At 62.8% G+C, this 19268-nt stretch carries 17 protein-coding genes; 1 reads left to right on the top strand and 16 read right to left on the bottom strand.

Translation table 11 applies throughout. From position 1 onward, the window contains the following. The first annotated feature begins 54 nt into the window (after positions 1-54). The gene (locus ACOKS3_RS08415) at positions 55-2904 is read left to right on the top strand and encodes a dermonecrotic toxin domain-containing protein (RefSeq protein WP_422763238.1); all 2850 of its coding nucleotides are present in this window, start codon (positions 55-57) and stop codon (positions 2902-2904) included. Positions 2905-2964: 60 nt separating this feature from the next. Here the strand turns inward: ACOKS3_RS08415 and ACOKS3_RS08410 are convergent, their stop codons facing one another. The 16 genes from ACOKS3_RS08410 to fliR form a co-directional block, all read right to left on the bottom strand. Continuing rightward, positions 2965-3360, bottom strand: coding sequence for a DUF2802 domain-containing protein (locus ACOKS3_RS08410; RefSeq protein ID WP_103446511.1), 396 nt, complete (start codon positions 3358-3360; stop codon positions 2965-2967). Position 3361: 1 nt separating this feature from the next. Beyond that, on the bottom strand, positions 3362-3841 hold the full coding sequence (locus ACOKS3_RS08405) for a chemotaxis protein CheW (RefSeq protein WP_016393802.1): 480 nt from the start codon (positions 3839-3841) through the stop codon (positions 3362-3364). Between the two features lie 43 nt (positions 3842-3884). Further along, positions 3885-4769, bottom strand: coding sequence for a CheW domain-containing protein (locus ACOKS3_RS08400; protein ID WP_103446510.1), 885 nt, complete (start codon positions 4767-4769; stop codon positions 3885-3887). Further along, positions 4766-5557: a ParA family protein gene (locus ACOKS3_RS08395; RefSeq protein WP_103446509.1), complete on the bottom strand. Its 792-nt coding sequence runs from the start codon at positions 5555-5557 to the stop codon at positions 4766-4768. Before ACOKS3_RS08395 ends, ACOKS3_RS08400 begins: the two co-directional genes overlap by 4 nt. A 172-nt stretch (positions 5558-5729) precedes the next feature. Then, on the bottom strand, positions 5730-6575 hold the full coding sequence (motD, locus tag ACOKS3_RS08390; RefSeq protein ID WP_103446508.1) for a flagellar motor protein MotD: 846 nt from the start codon (positions 6573-6575) through the stop codon (positions 5730-5732). A 3-nt stretch (positions 6576-6578) separates the two neighbouring features. Further along, positions 6579-7319: a flagellar motor protein gene (locus ACOKS3_RS08385; RefSeq protein ID WP_103446507.1), complete on the bottom strand. Its 741-nt coding sequence runs from the start codon at positions 7317-7319 to the stop codon at positions 6579-6581. Next, entirely contained in the window at positions 7319-8449 is a 1131-nt protein-coding gene (locus tag ACOKS3_RS08380; protein ID WP_103446506.1) for a protein-glutamate methylesterase/protein-glutamine glutaminase, read from the bottom strand. The genes ACOKS3_RS08385 and ACOKS3_RS08380 overlap by 1 nt, the downstream gene beginning before the upstream one ends. A 47-nt stretch (positions 8450-8496) precedes the next feature. Further along, complete coding sequence (locus ACOKS3_RS08375) at positions 8497-10716, bottom strand: chemotaxis protein CheA (RefSeq protein WP_422763237.1); 2220 nt, start codon at positions 10714-10716, stop codon at positions 8497-8499. A 12-nt stretch (positions 10717-10728) separates the two neighbouring features. Next, complete coding sequence (locus tag ACOKS3_RS08370) at positions 10729-11517, bottom strand: protein phosphatase CheZ (protein WP_422763236.1); 789 nt, start codon at positions 11515-11517, stop codon at positions 10729-10731. Between the two features lie 18 nt (positions 11518-11535). Next, on the bottom strand, positions 11536-11910 hold the full coding sequence (locus tag ACOKS3_RS08365) for a chemotaxis response regulator CheY (protein WP_103446503.1): 375 nt from the start codon (positions 11908-11910) through the stop codon (positions 11536-11538). A gap of 104 nt (positions 11911-12014) precedes the next feature. Then, positions 12015-12755 carry an RNA polymerase sigma factor FliA gene (gene fliA, locus ACOKS3_RS08360; RefSeq protein WP_103446502.1) on the bottom strand — a complete coding sequence of 247 codons (741 nt, stop codon included), beginning with the start codon at positions 12753-12755 and terminating at the stop codon, positions 12015-12017. Then, complete coding sequence (gene fleN / locus ACOKS3_RS08355; protein WP_103446501.1) at positions 12752-13585, bottom strand: flagellar synthesis regulator FleN; 834 nt, start codon at positions 13583-13585, stop codon at positions 12752-12754. Before fleN ends, fliA begins: the two co-directional genes overlap by 4 nt. A 93-nt stretch (positions 13586-13678) precedes the next feature. Beyond that, on the bottom strand, positions 13679-14986 hold the full coding sequence (flhF, locus tag ACOKS3_RS08350; protein ID WP_103446500.1) for a flagellar biosynthesis protein FlhF: 1308 nt from the start codon (positions 14984-14986) through the stop codon (positions 13679-13681). Positions 14987-14997: 11 nt separating this feature from the next. Further along, entirely contained in the window at positions 14998-17127 is a 2130-nt protein-coding gene (gene flhA / locus ACOKS3_RS08345; RefSeq protein WP_103446499.1) for a flagellar biosynthesis protein FlhA, read from the bottom strand. A gap of 216 nt (positions 17128-17343) precedes the next feature. Continuing rightward, a complete protein-coding gene (gene flhB, locus ACOKS3_RS08340) occupies positions 17344-18486 on the bottom strand; it encodes a flagellar biosynthesis protein FlhB (RefSeq protein ID WP_422763235.1) in 1143 nt (380 codons plus the stop codon). A 2-nt stretch (positions 18487-18488) separates the two neighbouring features. Continuing rightward, a complete protein-coding gene (gene fliR / locus ACOKS3_RS08335) occupies positions 18489-19265 on the bottom strand; it encodes a flagellar biosynthetic protein FliR (protein ID WP_103446497.1) in 777 nt (258 codons plus the stop codon). Positions 19266-19268: the final 3 nt, after the last annotated feature.

The raw sequence follows: 19268 nt of genomic DNA, 5'->3' as shown, positions 1-19268 counted from the left end.
CGGCGCCGGGCCTGCGTCCATCATGCAGGCCCCACCACAATGGCAGGTCAGCACATGACGACTCAATTGCACCCTTCCGGGATCCGGCACGCACTCGACCATCTCACCCATATCCCGCGCCCCGACCGGCTCAGCATCGAACGAATACGGGAGTGGGCCAAGGCCCAGGGTCCGGACTTCGATCCCGATACCGCCTTGGCGGTGACCCTGCATTACAAGCCCAACCCTGAAGGAGGATGGCTTGCCAAGGTCGTCGAGCAGCTACCCCTCGGCCAGGCGGTGTTGTCAAAGTGGCAAGAGCAGCCCGACAACCTGCAGTACATCGCGCTCAGCACCTATGGCGTGCTCGACTTTCTCGGGCTCCTGCGCGACTGGAGCCTGCCTCGGGAGAGCTGGGCCAGGGCGTTTGCCCAAGGGCACGTGCAGATCGTCGATGAGCTCCCGGAGGGCGGTCTGTTCGGCGCGCTGGATGATTACGCGGTCTATCAAGGCCTGTTCCGCAAGACGCAGCCCATGCGGTATACCCAGCAAACTCAGATCGCCACCGATACACATGCATTTCAAACGTTCATCTGGGAACTGGACCTGCACGATGAGTACATCGCCAGCCTCGACGACTACTGGCAACACAAGTTCGATGATTATGCGACGCTGTCCCAGGTGAATTTTCTCGCGGCCTGCAACAAGCAGGTAGAGGAAGGCAGCCTGAGCGAAGCAGGTTGCGACCTGGCCTGGCGGGCGATTGGCATCGTACCCGATGGGGAAGCCTCGACAGAGCATGCAGGCACCGTAGAAACACGCATGCTTAACATCTATGGCTATGTCGCCACCGATATCCCGTGCGTTACGGATCGGAACTCGGGGCTGACCTTGCTCTACGTACCCGGCAATTCATCGCCTTTGCACGAGTTCGAGAACACCAGTGCGATGAAAGCCTGGCTGGTGCAACAGTGCAAGGACAGCGAAACGCGCAGGTCATTGCTGACGCACTTTCGCCTCCAGGACTTTCCAACCGGGCTCGGCTACACAGGGCTGGAAGATACCCTCAAAGGGCTGGCCAGTTACCAAGGGCCGCGCTTCCTGTATGTCAACAACCTGGTCATCCCGGCCAGCGGCTGGTCAACGCAGTACATCAACCACAAGGTCGACGAGTACAGCCCGCTGATAACCGACGGCCTGTTCAGCCACATCACCTCGCGGCTACGGCAGCGAAGCTACGAAGATGCCCGATTCCTGATCACGACCAACAGCGATGTCATCAAGGCCAGATGGCGAGGCTACCTGAATCAGACGATGACCCTGCTAGCCCCATTGACCTTGGTGGTACCAGGCTTGGGATGGGTGGTTGCCATTGGCGGAATCACCCAGCTCGGCCTGGGCCTGGATGAAGTCATCAATGGCAAGAATCTTGAAGAAAAAACCGATGGCGCCCTGAACGTCGCGTTTGGAGCACTGTGCGCCCTGCCGTTGGCGGACAAGCTATGGTCCGCCAGCAAGAAGGTTTTCCAGACACAATTCGATGGATTCGTCGCCCCTGGCAGAATCAATGGACAGATCGGCTACCCGCTCAGCCCGACAAGGGCACCCAGGCCGCGCTGGACCGGTGACAACTTCAAGGCATTCTTCGAGCAGCCGGTCCCCGTCGAGCCACTTCCCGAACCCCAGCGGCAAATGCTGATCAACCGCCAGACCACCCACGTCGGCATGGACACGCTCGTGGATGTACGCGACCCGGCAACGCATTGGCTGTATGAACTGGAAACGGACGCTTTTGTGAAGACAAGCGATATCGGACACCCCTCGCCCACACGCTATGTCGCGGAGCACACGCAATTGCGTGCCTACCAGGCAGATATCGATGGCCCGCGTTTCGTCACCAATGCCATGCGTGAAAGCACGCTGCGCAATCTTGGCATAGAAATAAACCTGCCCATCGAAGTACCCAGGGTTCCAGAGGTCAACCAGGCACACATTCCCAAGCGAGTGGTGCACCTGTGGATCGGCGACAAGCCCCTGACAGCCGGCATGCTCACACGCATCGGGCGCAATTCCAGTTTGCTCAAGGATGCCGGTTACGGTCACTACCTCTATCTGTCCGAGCAAAACGCCGCCGCCTTCAACCAGAATGCCCGTGCACTGGCCGTCGCCGCACCCGACCTGCAAGTGCTTCCCCTTGAGCGACAAGGGTTCTACACCAACATGGGATACACCAGGCAATTCTACGATGCCGCCATGGAGGGCCCTGCGCGAGGTTCCTCCCATGTGACGGCCGCCAACGACATGCTCAAGTATCATGCGCTGTACCAGGATGGCGGCCTGTACATGGACATCGACAATGACCTGCTGGCCCCCCCCTCCCATCCTTTGGCGGCAGGCATCATCAACGACGCTTCAGCCAACGACTGGATCGGCAATGTACCGCTGCGAACCACCGCCGACGGGCTATTGCTGGAACAGCCGACATCGAACCCGTTCAGGGGCGCTCATCAGCAATACAACACCAGCGTGATCGGTAGCCATCCGCGCAACCCGACCCTGATGGAGGTCATTAACACGATGAACCTCAAGCTCGATTCCAGGCCCGGATTCTTCACTCAGAATAAGCACTGGCCGGCCAAGGGCGCCCATGCACCCAGATTCGCTACCTATGCCAAAGCCCTGAGCGAGCTCACCGGCATTGGTATGTTCAATGAGGCTGTGGACCATAGCCTGCCTGCACTGCGGCAGATGAAAAAGATCTACAAGCTGCTCAGTTGTCCCTTGCTGAACCCGCCCACCTTGCTGGGGGCCGACCTTCACCCTGTTTCGACCGAAGAGCTGCAGAACACGCTGCAATCACTGTTCCGTGTTTCACGGGTAGTACGCGTCAACAACGGGTTTGGTTGGCGTAATCTGAATCACTGACGTAGCGCGTCGCGCACAGAGCCAGAAAACCAAAGGGCGCCTTCCGACGCCCTTCGTGTTTCACTCGCCGCGGTGCAGCTTGCTCATCAACTCCGCCTCGGCCTGGGTCAGGCCGCAGGTCTCGGTGAGTTCCGCCACGCTCGCCCCCATGCCCACCAGCTTGGCGGCCTGGGTAAAGGTCACGCTGTTGGGGTCGCGCTGCTCCAGCTGCTGCAGCTTCTCTGGCAGCGGTGCCACGGTCGCGCGCAGTTCATGGATGGCCTCACCCATGCGCACGGTGCCGTTCTGGTAGTCGTCCAGGCGCTTGGCCAGGTCCTTGATGCGCTGGTCTCGCAGGGCATCGCCCACGGCCTGCTGCGCCGCCAGTTCGCGCTGGCGCTTGCTGTAGTTGAGGAAGAACCACAGGCTCAAGGCCCACAGCAGCGCCAGCAAGATTACCGCCACCTCGAAGATCAACTCAGATGTTCTCCAGCTCGGACCACTCTTCCTCGGTCATCATCTTGTCCAGCTCGACCAGGATCAGCAATTCGCCGTTCTTGTTGCACACGCCCTGGATGAACTTGGCCGACTCTTCATTACCCACGTTCGGCGCGGTTTCGATTTCCGACTGACGCAGGTACACCACCTCGGCCACGCTGTCGACCAGGATGCCGACCACTTGCTTATCAGCCTCGATGATGACGATGCGGGTGTTGTCGGTCACGTCCGACGGCATCAGGCCGAAGCGCTGGCGAGTGTCGATCACCGTCACCACGTTGCCGCGCAGGTTGATGATGCCCAACACATAGCTTGGCGCGCCCGGCACCGGAGCGATCTCGGTGTAGCGCAGTACTTCCTGCACCTGCATGACGTTGATGCCGTAGGACTCGTTGTCCAGACGGAAGGTTACCCACTGCAGGATCGGATCTTCAGAACCTTGCGCAGACGACTTTTTCATTCCCCTAGCCCTCTAAATCCGCTGTTGGCGGTTGTGTTCGGTGTCATTTCTGTTTGGCATGCAACTGCTTGACCGCGCCGCTGGCGATCAGCTCGGCCAGTGCGGCGACGTCGAGCAGTGCACACATGTGTTCGATGACCGTGCCGGCCAACCAGGGACGCTGGCCACGCTGGCTGCGCCACTTGATCTCGGCGGGGTCCAGGCGCAGCGAGCGGCTGACCTGATGCACCGCCAAGCCCCATTCGTAGCCCTGCACGGAAATCACATAATTCAGGCCCTGGCGGAAGTCGTCGCGGTAGCGGTCGGGCATGACCCAGCGCGCGGTGTCCAGCACCTTGAGGTTGCCGGCCTGGCAGGTCAGGATACCCAGGAACCAGTCCGGCTGGCCGAACAGCGGTGTCAGCTCCTGGCCTTCCAGGCTGTAGATCGAACCCAGGCAAACCAGCGGCACCGCCAGGGTCAGCCCGGCAACGTCGAACAGCAGGCACTCGAACGGCTCGGCAGCCCAGGCCGGGCGACCATCGACGCTGGCCGGTGGGGCTGGCGTGTCGGCCATGCCTGCCGCTGGCAGATGCACGTCCACCAGGGGGGCAACCGGCTCTGGCGCTGGCACCTCGGTCAGCACCGGGATGCTGGCCTCAGCCACCACTTCAGTTTCGACCACGGCCACCACCGGCTGCTCTACCGGCAGCACGGCTGGCAGCACCTTCACCTGCGGCTCGGCAAAAGGCCTGGCTGCGGGAGTTGGATGGCGAGCGTCCCGCGCCTGCTCTTCGCGCACGGCGGCGGCGAATTCGTCGTTGGCCATGGGCGCCTGGGCAGGCGTTGCCAGGTCGATGATATCCTCGGCCTCGGTGGCCTCCTGCAACAACCCATCGAGGTAGGACTGCAGGGCCAGTTGCGGCTTGGTACCCACAGGCCGGTTCATGAAGCCACCTGCGCGGCCGGCTTGTAGGTGAGCATGTGCTTGAGCAGTGCCCGGTAGGCGATCACGCCACGGCTCTTGCCATCGAACTGCGACGGCGTGACGCCATTGCGGCTGGCATCGCGCAGGCGCGTATCGACCGGGATGTAGCCCTGCCACACCTGGTGTTCATAGGTATCGCGCAAAACCTTGAGGGTGCCCAGCGAAGCCTGGGTACGGCGGTCGAACAGGGTCGGCACGATCTGGTAAGGCAGCGCTTGCTTGCGCGAGCGGTTGATCATGGCCAAGGTGCCGATCATGCGTTCCAGGCCCTTCACCGCCAGAAACTCGGTCTGCACCGGGATCACCAGCTGCTGGCTGGCTGCCAGGGCGTTGACCATCAGCACGCCGAGCAAGGGCGGGCTGTCGATCAGCGCAAAGTCGAAATCCTGCCATAACTGCGCCAGACTCTTGGCGATCACCAGGCCCAGGCCACTCTGCCCGGGCGACTGACGCTCCAGCACGGCCAATGCGGTACTCGACGGCAGCAGCGAGATACGCTCATCGCTGGTGGGCAGCAACAGCTGCCCCGGCAGACCTTCGGGCACGCTGCCCTTGTGCAGGAACAGGTCGTAGCAGCTGTGCTCCAGGGCATCCGGGTTGTGCCCGAAATAGCTGGTCATCGAGCCATGCGGGTCGAGGTCGACGACGACCACGCGCTTGCCCGCCTCGGCCAGCAGGCCGGCCAGGGCGATGGTGGTCGTGGTCTTGCCCACGCCGCCTTTTTGATTGGCTACTGCCCAGACTCTCATAGGACAACTCTTGACTCATTGATTGTTCCCCCTCCCTGTAGGAGAGGGCTTGTCCCGCGAACACGGGCGCAGCCCGTGCCATTCACCGCGTCGCCTCATTCGCGGGACAAGCCCGCTCCTACAAAGACCGCGCCGCGTAACCACGACAACCCGGTGCCGGAGAATTGGCGAATTACTGCCGTGCGGCTGGCGGTGCACTTTGTGTGCCAGCCCGGCGCAAGGCTGAGTCCGGGGTGGCATTGGCACTGCCTGTGCCGGTCAGGCTGCGGCGCACTTCGAGGTTACGGGAAATCACCAGCACGACCCGGCGATTGCGCGCACGCCCTTCGGCGGTGTCGTTGCTGGCCACCGGTTGGTACTCGCCATAGCCCACCGAGGCCATGCGCGCCGGGTTGACCCCTTCCATGGCCAGCAGGCGCACGATGCTCGCCGCCCGCGCCGCCGACAGCTCCCAGTTGGTCGGGTACTGCGCCGTGCGGATCGGCAGGTTGTCGGTGAAGCCCTCGACGTGCACCGGGTTGGCGAACGGCTTGAGGATGTTGCCGACTTTCTCGATGATGGTGAATGCCTTGTCACTGGGCATGGCATCGCCACTGCCAAACAGCAAGGACGAGTTGAGCTCGATCTCCACCCACAGCTCGTTGCCGCGCACGGTCATCTGGTCGGACTTGATCAGGTCGCCGAAGGCATCGCGCACGTCGTCGCTGATGGCCTTCAGCGGGTCAATGCTGGTCTGGGCCAGGCCCGCATCGGTCTGCTCGCTGTCCTTGATCAAGGGTTCTGCCGGTTTCACGCTGAGCGGCTGCTCATCGCCAATCGGGATCGGCTTCATGCTCCGCTCAGGGTCGTTGAACACCCCGAGCAGCGCTTGCGAGATGACCTTGTACTTGCCCTCGTTGATCGAGGAGATCGAATACATGACCACGAAGAAGGCGAACAGCAAGGTGATGAAGTCGGCGTACGACACCAGCCAGCGTTCGTGATTCTCGTGCTCCTCGGTATGACGGCGACGGCGCATGGCTTACTCCATGAAGCCTTGCAGCTTCAATTCGATCGAGCGCGGGTTCTCGCCCTCGGCGATCGACAGCAGGCCTTCGAGCAGCATCTCGCGGTAGCGCGACTGGCGCATGACGATGGCCTTGAGCTTGTTGGCGATCGGCAGCAGGATCAGGTTGGCACTGGCCACGCCGTAGATGGTGGCGACGAAAGCTACGGCAATGCCGTTGCCCAGCTGCGACGGGTCGGCCAGGTTGCCCATGACGTGGATCAGGCCCATGACCGCACCGATGATACCGATGGTCGGGGCGTAGCCGCCCATGCTCTCGAACACCTTGGCGGCCTGGATATCACGGCTTTCCTGGGTCAGGAAGTCGACTTCGAGGATGCTGCGGATCGATTCAGGCTCGGCACCATCGACCAGCAGTTGCAGGCCCTTGCGGGCGTACGGGTCGGGTTCGGCATCGGCCACGCCTTCCAGGCCGAGCAGGCCTTCCTTGCGCGCCGTCAGGCTCCAGTTGACCACCCGGTCGATCCCACCGGCCAGGTCGACCCGCGGCGGGAAGAAGATCCAGCGCAGGATCTGCAATGCGCGCTTGAACGCCGACAGCGGCGACTGCAGCAGTGCCGCCGCCAGGGTGCCACCGAGCACGATCAGGCCTGCCGGGCCATTGAGCAAGGCACCGACGTGGCCACCTTCAAGGAAGTTGCCACCGACGATGGCGACGAACGCCAGGATCAGGCCAATCAGGCTGAGCACATCCATCAGACACAAGCCTCGACCAGGTGTTTGCCGATTTCATCCAGGCTGTACACCGCGTCCGCCAGGTTGGCTTTGACGATGGCCATGGGCATGCCGTAGATCACACAGCTGGCCTCATCCTGGGCCCACACGGTACTGCCGCCCTGCTTGAGCAGGCGCGCGCCTTCGCGACCATCGGCGCCCATGCCGGTGAGCACCACTGACAGCACCTTGTCGCCGTAGGACTTGGCCGCCGAGCCGAAGGTGATGTCCACGCACGGCTTGTAGTTCAGGCGCTCGTCGCCCGGCAGGATCTTCACCGTGCCACGGCCGTCGATCATCATCTGCTTGCCGCCTGGGGCCAGCAGCGCCAGGCCCGGGCGCAGCATGTCGCCGTCCTCGGCTTCCTTGACGCTGATCTTGCACAGCTTGTCGAGGCGTTCGGCAAATGCCTTGGTGAAGGCGGCGGGCATGTGCTGGATCAGCACGATCGGCGCCGGGAAGCTCGCCGGCAGCTGGGTCAGCACCCGCTGCAGGGCCACCGGGCCGCCGGTCGAGGTACCGATCGCCACCAGCTTGTAAGGCTTGCGCTTGGGGGCCGGGGCATGCGCCGCGGCCGCTGCCGGTACCGCCGCACGGGCTGGCGCGGCAGGACGGACCGGCGCGGCGCTGGCCAGGCTGCTGGCGGGTGCATGGCTGGCGGCCGGCGCAGCTGCGCTGACCGGTGCATGGCTGGTGTAGCCGCCGAAACGGCGGTTGCTGCGCGAGATGGTATGCACCTTCTCGCACAGCAACTGCTTGACCTTCTCCGGGTTGCGCGAGATGTCTTCGAAGTTCTTCGGCAGGTAATCCACCGCACCGGCATCCAGCGCGTCGAGGGTGACGCGGGCGCCTTCATGGGTCAGCGAGGAGAACATCAACACCGGCGTCGGGCAGCGCTGCATGATGTGCCGCACGGCGGTGATGCCATCCATCATGGGCATTTCGTAGTCCATGGTGATGACATCGGGTTTGAGCGCCAGTGCCTGGTCGATCGCTTCCCTGCCGTTGGTCGCGGTGCCGACCACCTGGATCGTCGGGTCCGCCGAGAGGATTTCCGAAACGCGGCGGCGGAAGAAACCGGAATCATCCACCACCAGGACCTTGACTGCCATAAACACTCCATTAGGCGGCGCCACCCGCCAGGGTGCGCCGCCGAAAATCAGATACGCCGTGCCGCGTAACGCTTGAGCATGCTCGGCACGTCGAGAATCAGCGCGATACGGCCGTCACCGGTGATGGTGGCGCCAGACATGCCCGGGGTGCCCTGCAGCATCTTGCCCAGCGGCTTGATCACCACCTCTTCCTGGCCCACCAGCTGGTCGACCACGAAGCCGATACGCTGGGTACCGACCGAGAGGATCACCACATGGCCCTCGCGCTGCTCCTCATGCACCTGGCCCTGAACCAGCCAGCGCTTGAGGTAGAACAGCGGCAGTGCCTTGTCGCGCACGATCACCACTTCCTGGCCGTCGACCACGTTGGTGCGCGACAGGTCGAGGTGGAAGATCTCGTTGACGTTGACCAGCGGGAAGGCGAACGCCTGGTTGCCCAGCATCACCATCAGGGTCGGCATGATCGCCAGGGTCAGCGGCACCTTGATGACGATCTTCGAGCCCTGGCCCTTGGCCGAGAAGATGTTGATCGAGCCGTTGAGCTGGGAAATCTTGGTCTTCACCACGTCCATGCCGACACCGCGGCCGGACACGTCGGAGATCTCGGTCTTGGTCGAGAAGCCCGGGGCGAAGATCAGGTTGTAGCAGTCCGACTCGCTCAGGCGATCGGCCGCGTCCTTGTCCATCAGGCCTTTTTCCACGGCCTTGGCGCGCAGGATGCTCGGGTCCATGCCCTTGCCGTCGTCGGAGATCGACAGCAGGATGTGGTCGCCTTCCTGCTCGGCCGACAGTACCACGTGGCCGGTCCGGGCCTTGCCAGAGGCTTCACGCTCATCCGGCATCTCGACACCGTGGTCGACCGCGTTGCGCACCAGGTGCACCAGCGGGTCGGCCAGGGCCTCGACGAGGTTCTTGTCGAGGTCGGTCTCTTCACCGACCAGCTCCAGGTTGATCTCTTTCTTCAGTTGCCGAGCCAGGTCGCGGACCAGGCGCGGGAAGCGGCCGAAGACCTTCTTGATCGGCTGCATGCGGGTCTTCATCACCGCGGTCTGCAAGTCGGCGGTGACCACGTCGAGGTTGGACACGGCCTTGGACATGGCCTCGTCGCCGCTGTTCAGGCCCAGGCGCACCAGGCGGTTACGCACCAGCACCAGTTCGCCGACCATGTTCATGATCTCGTCCAGGCGCGCAGTGTCGACACGCACGGTGGTTTCCGCTTCGCTGGCAGGCTTTTCCGCGGCCGGAGCCGAACTGCGGGCCGGCGCGGCCGGCTTGGCGGCGGCAGCAGGTACAGCGGCAGCCGGGGCTGCAGCAGGCCTGACGACCGGTTGGCTTTGCGCCACGGCCGCAACCGGCGCTGCCGCGGTGACAGGCGCTTCGGCAGCAACGGTTTCACCGGTGAACTTGCCCTTGCCGTGCAACTGGTCCAGCAGCGCTTCGAACTCGTGCTCGGTGATCTCGTCACTGCTGGCGGGCGCGACAACGCTTTCCACTGCCGCAGTGCCAGCCGGCAAGGCATCGGCCTGGAAGGTGCCCTTGCCGTGCAACTGGTCCAGCAACGACTCGAATTCTTCGTCGGTGATTTCGTCGCTCACCGGCGCACTGGCATCGACCACCGCTTCGGCAGCGGCCACTTCGGGCGAGAACTGGCCCTTGCCATGCAACTGGTCGAGCAGCGATTCGAACTCGGCGTCGGTGATGTCGTCACCTGCGCCGCCCAGGGTCTCGCCCTGCATCTGCGCTTCGGCAGCGGCCGCTTCGGCCTTGACCGCGTCGAGCGAGTCGAGCAGCTGCTCGAACTCGGTGTCGGTGATGTCCGCCTCGGCGGCCACCGGCTCCGCTGCAGCCTCGACCACTGCTGCCGGGGCATCGGCGCTGGCAGGTTCCGCCAGGCGCGACAGGGCCGCCAGCAGCTCCGGGGTGGCCGGGGTCACTTCGCTGCGCTCACGCACCTGGCCGAACATGCTGTTGACCGTGTCCAGTGCCTCGAGCACCACGTCCATCAGTTCCGCGTCGACCCGGCGCTCACCTTTGCGCAGGATGTCGAACACGTTCTCGGCGATGTGGCAGCACTCCACCAGCTCGTTCAGCTGAAGGAAGCCGGCGCCCCCTTTTACAGTGTGGAAACCGCGAAAGATTGCATTGAGCAGGTCGGCATCGTCGGGCCGGCTTTCCAGCTCGACCAGTTGCTCGGACAGTTGCTCAAGAATTTCGCCGGCTTCTACCAGGAAATCCTGAAGGATTTCTTCATCGGCGCCGAAGCTCATTAAACGTGCTCCTTAAAAACCCAGGCTGGACAGCAGATCGTCGACGTCGTCCTGACCGGACACAACGTCTTCACGCTTATCGGCATGAATCTGCGGACCTTCACCCCGAGTCGGATGTTTTTCTTCATCTTTTTCAGCGCGCAGCTGCTGGTGGTCGTGTTCGATACCGGCAAACCGGTCGACCTGGCTGGCCATCAGCACGAGCTTGAGCAGATTGCTTTCCACTTCGGTCACCAGCGCAGTCACGCGCTTGATCACCTGGCCAGTCAGGTCTTGATAGTCCTGGGCCAGCAGAATGTCGTTGAGGTGGCCGGCGACCTTGCGGTTGCCCTCGGCGCTGTGCGTCAGGAAACTGTCGACGCGCTTGACCAGCTCGCGGAACTCCGGCGCTGCGACTTCGCGGCGCATGAAGCGCTGCCAGTCGACGCTCAGGCCTTGCGCCTCGGCAGCCAGGTCGTTGAGCACCGGCGTGCTCTCCTCCACCAGATCCATGGTGCGGTTGGCGGCACCCTCGGTGAGCTTGACCACGTAGGACAGGCGCTCGGTGGCATCGGTAATCTGTGAGACTTCCTCAGCCTGCGGCATACGCGGGTCGATCTGGAAGCTGACGATCGCGCTGTGCAGCTCACGGGTGAGCTTGCCGACTTCCTGATACAGGCCACGGTCGCGGGTCTGGTTGAGCTGATGAATCAGCTGCACCGCCTCGCCGAAACGCCCCCGTTCCAGGCTCTCGACCAGCTCCTGAGCATGTTTCTTCAGGGTCGATTCGAACTCCCCCAAAGACGTCTGTGTTGTTTCCATGGCGCCCCCTGACGTAACTCAGCCGTTGACGCGTTCGAAGATCTTCTCGATCTTTTCTTTGAGCACCTGGGCGGTAAATGGCTTGACCACGTAACCGTTTACGCCGGCCTGGGCCGCTTCGATGATCTGGTCGCGCTTGGCTTCGGCAGTCACCATCAGCACCGGCATGGTCTTCAGCCGATCGTGGGCACGGACCTTGCGCAGCAGATCGATACCGGACATGCCCGGCATGTTCCAGTCGGTCACCAGGAAGTCGTAATGGCCGCTTTCGAGCATCGGCAGCGCGGTGGTGCCGTCATCGGCTTCATCGGTGTTGGTGAAGCCCAGGTCACGCAACAGGTTCTTGATGATCCGCCGCATCGTCGAAAAGTCGTCAACGATGAGGATTTTCATGTCTTTGTTCAAGTAGACCTCCAAGCAGTCTCAAACGCGCTCGGCCCCGAGCACGCGTATTCATATTCGGTACAACGTGGAAAACGACTGCAACGACCCCGGGCTCAACGCGCCCGCCATTCCCCCAGGCGGCTGCGCAGGCGCGCGGCACACTGGCTGTGCAACTGGCTGACTCGCGATTCGCTGACCCCCAGCACCTCACCGATTTCCTTGAGGTTCAGCTCTTCGTCGTAGTACAGCGCCAGCACCAGGCGCTCACGCTCCGGCAGGTTGGCGATCGCATCAGTCAGGGCAGCCTGGAAGCGCTCGTCTTCCAGATCGCGCGACGGCTCGACCTGGCCACTGGCGCCGTCCTCGTGCAGCCCTTCGTGCTCGCCGTCCTGCAACAGGTCGTCGAAACTGAACAGGCGGCTCCCCAAGGTATCGTTCAAAATCCCGTAGTAATCATCGAGACTCAATTGGAGTTCGGCAGCAACTTCATGATCTTTAGCGTCGCGGCCAGTTCTTGCTTCCACGGCGCGCATCGCGTCACTGACCATGCGCGTATTGCGGTGCACCGAACGCGGTGCCCAATCGCCCTTGCGGACCTCGTCGAGCATCGCCCCGCGGATGCGGATGCCGGCGTAGGTTTCGAAGCTGGCGCCCTTGCTGGCGTCATACTTGTTGGCCACTTCCAGCAGGCCGATCATGCCGGCCTGGATCAGGTCCTCGACCTGGACGTTGGCCGGCAGGCGTGCCAGCAAGTGGTAGGCGATGCGCTTGACCAGCGGCGCATAGCGTTCCACCAGCTCGAACTGGGCGTCTTTCGACGCCTTGCTGTACATCTTGAAGCCGCTCGCGTTCATAGCACGGGTCCTGCGCTGGTGGGTTGCACCAGGCGCTCGACAAAGAACTCAAGGTGCCCGCGCGGATTGGCTGGCAGCGGCCAGCTGTCGACCTTCTGTGCGATGGCCTTGAAGGCCAGGGCACACTTGGAGCGAGGGAAGGCCTCATACACCGCACGCTGCTTCTGCACCGCCTTGCGCACGCTCTCGTCGTACGGCACGGCGCCGACATATTGTAGGGCGACGTCAAGGAAGCGGTCGGTGACCTTGGTCAACTTGGCGAACAGGTTGCGCCCTTCCTGCGGGCTCTGCGCCATGTTGGCCAGCACGCGGAAACGGTTCATGCCGTAGTCGCGGTTGAGCAGCTTGATCAGCGCGTAGGCATCGGTGATCGAGGTCGGCTCGTCGCACACCACCAGCAGCACTTCCTGGGCCGCGCGCACGAAGCTGACTACCGAGTCACCGATACCCGCAGCGGTGTCGATCACCAGCACGTCGAGGTTGTCGCCGAGCTCGCTGAAGGCCTGGATCAGCCCGGCATGCTGGGCCGGGGCCAGGTGCACCATGCTCTGGGTGCCGGAGGCGGCCGGCACGATGCGCACACCGCCAGGCCCCTGCAACAGCACATCGCGCAGCTCGCAGCGCCCCTCGATGACATCGGCCAGGGTGTGTTTTGGGGTGAGACCCAGCAATACGTCAACATTGGCCAGGCCAAGGTCGGCGTCCAACAACATCACCCGGCGGCCGAGTTCGGCCAGTGCCAGGGACAGGTTCACTGAAACGTTAGTCTTGCCGACGCCACCTTTGCCACCGGTGACGGCGATCACCTGGACGGGATGCATGCTACCCATGTTCGTTGTTTACCTTGTCTCGCTTGGACCCAAGCCACACGCGGGGTAGTACTGCCAACCCCGGAATGTAGGTACTTTGCATACGCTTCATCCTCAACCTGCGCGCCGCGGGTTGTGGTAGAGATCAGCGAACATGTCGGCCATCGCCTCTTCGCTGGGCTCGTCCTGCAACTGCACGTTGACCGCGCGGGTCACCAGCTGGTGCGGGCGCGGCAGGTGAAGGTCGTCAGGAATGCGCGGGCCGTCAGTGAGGTAGGCCACGGGCAGTTCATGACTGATGGCCAGGCTCAGCACGTCGCCGAGGCTCGCCGTTTCATCGAGTTTGGTCAGGATACAGCCAGCCAGGCCGCAGCGCTTGTAGCTGTGGTAGGCAGCGGTCAGCACCTGCTTCTGGCTGGTGGTAGCCAGCACCAGGTAATTCTTCGCGGCAATGCCACGCCCGGCCAGCGTTTCCAGTTGCATGCGCAGGGCCGGGTCGCTGGCCTGCAGGCCAGCGGTATCGATCAACACCACGCGCTTGCGCAGCAATGGCTCCAACGCGGCTGCCAGCGACTGGCCCGGATCGACGTAGGTCACTGGCACATTGAGGATGCGCCCCAGGGTCTTGAGCTGCTCCTGGGCCCCGATGCGGAAGCTGTCCATGCTCACCAAGGCCAGGTTCTGCGGGCCGTACTTGAGCACGTAACGCGCCGCCAGCTTGGCCAGGGTGGTGGTCTTGCCCATGCCGGCCGGGCCGACCATGGCGATCACCCCGCCCTCTTCGATCGGTTCGACCTGGGGCACTTCGATCATCCGCGCCAGGTGCGCGAGCAGCATGCGCCATGCTTGGCGCGGCTCTTCGATCTCATGGGTGAGGTCGAGCAGCTCGCGGGCGATCGGGCCGGACAGGCCAATGCGCTGCAGGCGACGCCAGAGATTGGCCTGGGCCGGTTTGCTGCCCTGCAGCTGGTTCCAGGCCAGCGAGCCGAGCTGCACTTCGAGCAGCTCACGCAGCCCCGACAGCTCCGAACGCATGGCGTCGAACAGGCGCGGGTCGACCGGGGCCGGGGCAGGCGCGGCAGCGGCTGCCGGGGCATCGACATGTGGTTCGATCAAGGGCTCGGCAGCGGTGAGCGACTGGCCGGCGAACAATTGGCGGCTGCCTTCGGTGGCCTCGGCGCGGTTGTCCAGCTCGGCCTGGGCAGTGGCAATGCGCGACTGGGTCTTGCGCAGTTCTTCTTCCAACTCGACGTTGGGCACGCGCGGCGCCAGCGCGGATAGTTTGTAGTCCAGCGCGGCGGTCAGCTCGACACCACCGGCGATGCGACGGTTGCCGATGATGGCGGCATCGGAGCCCAGCTCATCACGGACCAGCTTCATGGCCTGACGCATATCGGCGGCGAAAAAACGCTTGACTTGCATAACCCACTACCTCAGCCGTTGGGGCCCACTGTGGCAACGATGGTGACTTGCTTGTTATCCGGTATTTCCTGATACGCCAGAACATGCAAATTCGGTACAGCCAGGCGACCGAAACGCGACAACATGGCACGGATCGGGCCAGCTACCAGAAGAATGGCCGGTTGGCCTTGCATTTCCTGGCGCTGGCAGGCGTCGATCAGCGAACGCTGCAGCTTTTCGGCCATGCTCGGCTCAAGAAGAACACCGTCTTCCTGACCTTGCCCGGCCCTTTGCAAACTATTGAGCAAAATCTGTTCCAACCTTGGCTCAAGGGTGATCACAGGCAGCTCGGACTCAACGCCGACAATGCTTTGGACGATGGCACGACACAATCCGACGCGCACTGCCGCCACCAGCGCGGCGGTATCTTGACTCTTGCCGGCATTGTTGGCGATGGCCTCGGCAATACTGCGGATGTCACGCACCGGCACTTGCTCGGACAACAACGCTTGCAGGACCTTGAGCAGCCCCGACAAGGAAATGACACCGGGCACCAGCTCTTCAGCAAGTTTAGGCGATGCTTTCGACAATACCTGCAACAGCTGCTGGACCTCTTCATGGCCGATCAGCTCGTGGCAGTGCTTCTGCAGGATCTGGTTGAGGTGGGTGGCAACCACGGTACTGGCATCGACCACGGTGTAGCCCAACGACTGCGCCTGGGCGCGCTGGCCGATGTCGATCCACACCGCCTCCAGGCCGAATGCCGGGTCGCGCGCGGCGATACCGTTGAGGGTGCCGAATACCTGGCCGGGGTTGATCGCAAGCTCGCGGTCCGGGTAAATCTCGGCCTCGGCCAAGATCACACCCATCAGCGTCAGGCGATAGGCACTGGGCTGCAGGTCGAGGTTGTCGCGGATGTGCACGGTCGGCATGAGGAAGCCCAGGTCCTGGGAAAGCTTCTTGCGTACGCCCTTGATCCGCGCCAGCAGCTGGCCACCCTGATTGCGGTCGACCAGCGGAATCAGGCGGTAGCCGACTTCCAGGCCGATCATGTCGATCGGCGTCACGTCGTCCCAGCCCAGCTCCTTGGTATCCAGTGCGCGCTGCGGCGACGGCAACAAGTCCTGCTGACGCTGCGCTTCCTTCTGCGCTTCGAGCTTGACCTTCTGCTGCTTCTTCCACACCAGGTAGGCGCCGCCACCGGCCAGCAGGCCGAGGCTGAGGAAGGCGATGTGCGGCATGCCCGGCACCAGGCCCATGATGATCATCAGTCCCGCAGACACACCCAGCGCCTTGGGCGAGTCGAACATCTGGCGGTTGATCAGCTTGCCCATGTCCTCGGAGCCCGAGGCACGGGTAACCATGATCGCGGCAGCAGTGGACAACAGCAGTGATGGCAATTGCGCCACCAAACCGTCACCGATGGTCAGCAACGCATAGACCTTGCCGGCATCGCTGAAAGACATGTTGTGTTGCAGCATACCGATCAGCATGCCGCCGATCAGGTTGATGAAGAGGATCAGCAGGCCGGCGATGGCGTCACCGCGAACGAACTTGCTGGCACCGTCCATCGAACCGTAGAACTCGGCCTCCTGGGCCACCTCGGCGCGGCGCATCTTGGCCTGGGCCTGGTCGATCAGGCCGGCGTTGAGGTCGGCGTCGATCGCCATCTGTTTGCCGGGCATGGCGTCGAGGGTGAAGCGCGCGCTCACCTCGGAAATACGCCCGGCACCTTTGGTCACCACCACGAAGTTGATGATCATGAGGATGGCGAACACCACCGCACCCACGACGTAATTGCCACCGATCACCACCTCACCGAAGGCCTGGATCACTTTACCGGCAGCGCCGTGGCCTTCCTGGCCATGGAGCATGACCACCCGCGTGGAGGCCACGTTCAGCGCCAGGCGCAGCAAGGTCGCCACCAGCAGGATGGTCGGGAACGCAGCGAAATCCAGCGGGCGCAAGGCATACACGCACACCAGCAGGACCACGATCGACAAGGCGATATTGAAGGTGAAGAACACGTCGAGCAGGAACGGCGGTATCGGCAACATCATCATTGCCAACATCACCAGCAGCAGCAACGGCACGCCCAGGTTGCCCCGGCCGAGCCCGGCCAGGTTGTTGCGGGCGTTGCTGATTAACTGAGTGCGATCCACCGCGAGTCCTCTTGATGCAAAACTTTGACGCCCAAGGGGCGCTTGGGCGTGGCTCTGCAAGAAGCTTTCCAACTTTGCTCGACTATGGATTTATGTTGCCTGTACCGGCCTCTTCGCGGGGCAAGCCCGCTCCTACAGGATTTGCGCCACATCCAGGATTTGCACTGAACCTGCAGGAGCGGGCTTGCCCCGCGAAGAGGCCGGTACAGGCTGGAATCAGTTGTCGCGACGCAGATCAGGCGGAATCGGCAGGTCTTCTTTAAGCGGCTCAGGCCGCTTGCCCTTGCCAGCGCGGTACTGGCGAATCTGGAACACATAGGCCAGCACCTGCGCCACCGCCAGGTACAGCCCCGCCGGGATTTCCCCCTCGACCTCGGTGGAGTAGTAGATCGCCCGCGCCAGGGCCGGCGATTCGAGAATCTGGATCTTGTGCTCGACGCCGATCTCGCGAATCTTCAAGGCGATGAAATCGGTGCCCTTGGCCACCAGCAACGGCGCCACCCCACCCTTCTCCGGGTCGTATTGCAGGGCCACGGCATAATGCGTCGGGTTGGTGATAATCACGTCAGCCTCAGGCACGGCGGCCATCATGCGCCGCTGCGACACCTCTCGCTGCAGCTGGCGGATGCGCTGCTTGACCTCGGGCTTGCCTTCGCTGTCCTTGTACTCGTCCTTGATCTCCTGCTTGGTCATCTTCAGCTTCTTGTGGGTCTGCCACAGCTGGAACGGCACGTCCGCGGCGGCAATCAGCAGCAACCCGGCCGCCATCCACAAAGCACTCCAACCGACCACCTGGACACTGTGGATGATCGCCTGCTCCAGTGGCTCGTTCGCGATTGCCAGCAGTGCCTGGCGATCATTGCCCAACACCACCAGCGCAACGATCAGGATCACGAAGAACTTGGCCATCGCCTTGAGCAGTTCGGTCAGCGAGTTCAGCGAGAACATGCGCTTGATGCCCGACAACGGGTTCATCCGGCTGAACTTTGGCTGCAACAGGCTCCCGGAAAAGATGAACCCGCCGAGGACAATGGGTGACACGAATGCGATCACAAACAGCAGCATGAGAATCGGCTGCACCGCCCAGATGGCCATCTTGCCCGACGCCAGCAGAAACATCCCCATCGACCGCTCATCGGTAATCACCTCGCGTGTCAGCGAGAAATTCAGCTGCATCAACGTCATCAGCGTTTCTGCCAGATTGCCGCCAAACGCCAACAGAGCGCCCGCGCCAGCAAGCGTCGAAGCGACCGTATTGAGCTCCTTGGAACGGGCGATTTCACCTTTTTCACGCGCATCCCGCTTGCGCTTGTCGGTAGGTTCTTCCGTCTTGTCCTGACCGCTCTCGCTTTCAGCCATGCTCAGCGCGCCCTTGCCATTTCACGCAGCCACTGCAGCGCTTCACTGGCCAACGCCTGGTAGTGAGAAAGAATATCGGCCAAGCCCACCCAGAAGATGCCCATACCCAGCACCAGCGTCAGCGGGAAGCCGATGGAGAAGATGTTCAACTGCGGCGCGGCACGGGTCATCACACCAAACGCGATGTTTACCACCAGCAGCGCGGTGATCGCTGGCAGGATCAGCAACAGGCCAGCACCGAATACCCAGCTCAAACGCCCGACCATTTCCCAGAACTGACCGACTACCAGCGCGTGCCCCACCGGCAAGGTGGTGAAGCTTTCGGTCAAGACCTCGAACACCACCAGATGACCATTCATCAGCAGGAACAACACACTCACCAGCATGGTCATGAACTGGCTGATCACGGCCACGTTGACCCCGTTGGCCGGGTCGACCATGGAGGCGAAAGCCATGCCCATCTGCACGGCGACGATCTGCCCAGCAATGACGAAGGCCTGGAACAGCAACTGCAGGGAGAAACCGAACAACGCGCCAACAATGACCTGCTCGCCACACAACAGCAGGCCGCGCAGACTCAGCGGGTCGAATTCGGGCAACGGCGGCAGAGCCGGCACAATCACCACAGTGATGGCCACCGCCACGTAAAGGCGGATGCGCGCCGGCAGCATGCGCGTACCGAAGATCGGCATGGTCATCAGCACCGCAGTCACCCGGAACAGCGGCAGGATGAAGGTGGCAACCCATGTGCCAATCTGCGCGTCGGTCAGCTCCAGCATGGC

It is taken from the genome of Pseudomonas sp. HS6-2, assembly GCF_049325675.2.
Classification (GTDB): Bacteria; Pseudomonadota; Gammaproteobacteria; order Pseudomonadales; family Pseudomonadaceae; genus Aquipseudomonas; species Aquipseudomonas putida_N.
Note: the sequence above shows the minus strand (reverse complement) of the source record. Positions and strands in the feature narration are given on the sequence as shown.

Excerpts from the sequence above, each read along its gene's own strand:
- ACOKS3_RS08415 (WP_422763238.1), top strand. The coding sequence starts at position 55 with ATGACGACTCAATTGCACCCTTCCGGGATCCGGCACGCACTCGACCAT.
- ACOKS3_RS08405 (WP_016393802.1), bottom strand. The coding sequence starts at position 3,841 with ATGAAAAAGTCGTCTGCGCAAGGTTCTGAAGATCCGATCCTGCAGTGG.
- ACOKS3_RS08400 (WP_103446510.1), bottom strand. The coding sequence starts at position 4,769 with ATGAACCGGCCTGTGGGTACCAAGCCGCAACTGGCCCTGCAGTCCTAC.
- ACOKS3_RS08395 (WP_103446509.1), bottom strand. The coding sequence starts at position 5,557 with ATGAGAGTCTGGGCAGTAGCCAATCAAAAAGGCGGCGTGGGCAAGACC.
- motD (WP_103446508.1), bottom strand. The coding sequence starts at position 6,575 with ATGCGCCGTCGCCGTCATACCGAGGAGCACGAGAATCACGAACGCTGG.
- ACOKS3_RS08385 (WP_103446507.1), bottom strand. The coding sequence starts at position 7,319 with ATGGATGTGCTCAGCCTGATTGGCCTGATCCTGGCGTTCGTCGCCATC.
- ACOKS3_RS08380 (WP_103446506.1), bottom strand. The coding sequence starts at position 8,449 with ATGGCAGTCAAGGTCCTGGTGGTGGATGATTCCGGTTTCTTCCGCCGC.
- ACOKS3_RS08375 (WP_422763237.1), bottom strand. The coding sequence starts at position 10,716 with ATGAGCTTCGGCGCCGATGAAGAAATCCTTCAGGATTTCCTGGTAGAA.
- ACOKS3_RS08370 (WP_422763236.1), bottom strand. The coding sequence starts at position 11,517 with ATGGAAACAACACAGACGTCTTTGGGGGAGTTCGAATCGACCCTGAAG.
- ACOKS3_RS08365 (WP_103446503.1), bottom strand. The coding sequence starts at position 11,910 with ATGAAAATCCTCATCGTTGACGACTTTTCGACGATGCGGCGGATCATC.
- fliA (WP_103446502.1), bottom strand. The coding sequence starts at position 12,755 with ATGAACGCGAGCGGCTTCAAGATGTACAGCAAGGCGTCGAAAGACGCC.
- fleN (WP_103446501.1), bottom strand. The coding sequence starts at position 13,585 with ATGGGTAGCATGCATCCCGTCCAGGTGATCGCCGTCACCGGTGGCAAA.
- flhF (WP_103446500.1), bottom strand. The coding sequence starts at position 14,986 with ATGCAAGTCAAGCGTTTTTTCGCCGCCGATATGCGTCAGGCCATGAAG.
- flhB (WP_422763235.1), bottom strand. The coding sequence starts at position 18,486 with ATGGCTGAAAGCGAGAGCGGTCAGGACAAGACGGAAGAACCTACCGAC.
- fliR (WP_103446497.1), bottom strand. The coding sequence starts at position 19,265 with ATGCTGGAGCTGACCGACGCGCAGATTGGCACATGGGTTGCCACCTTC.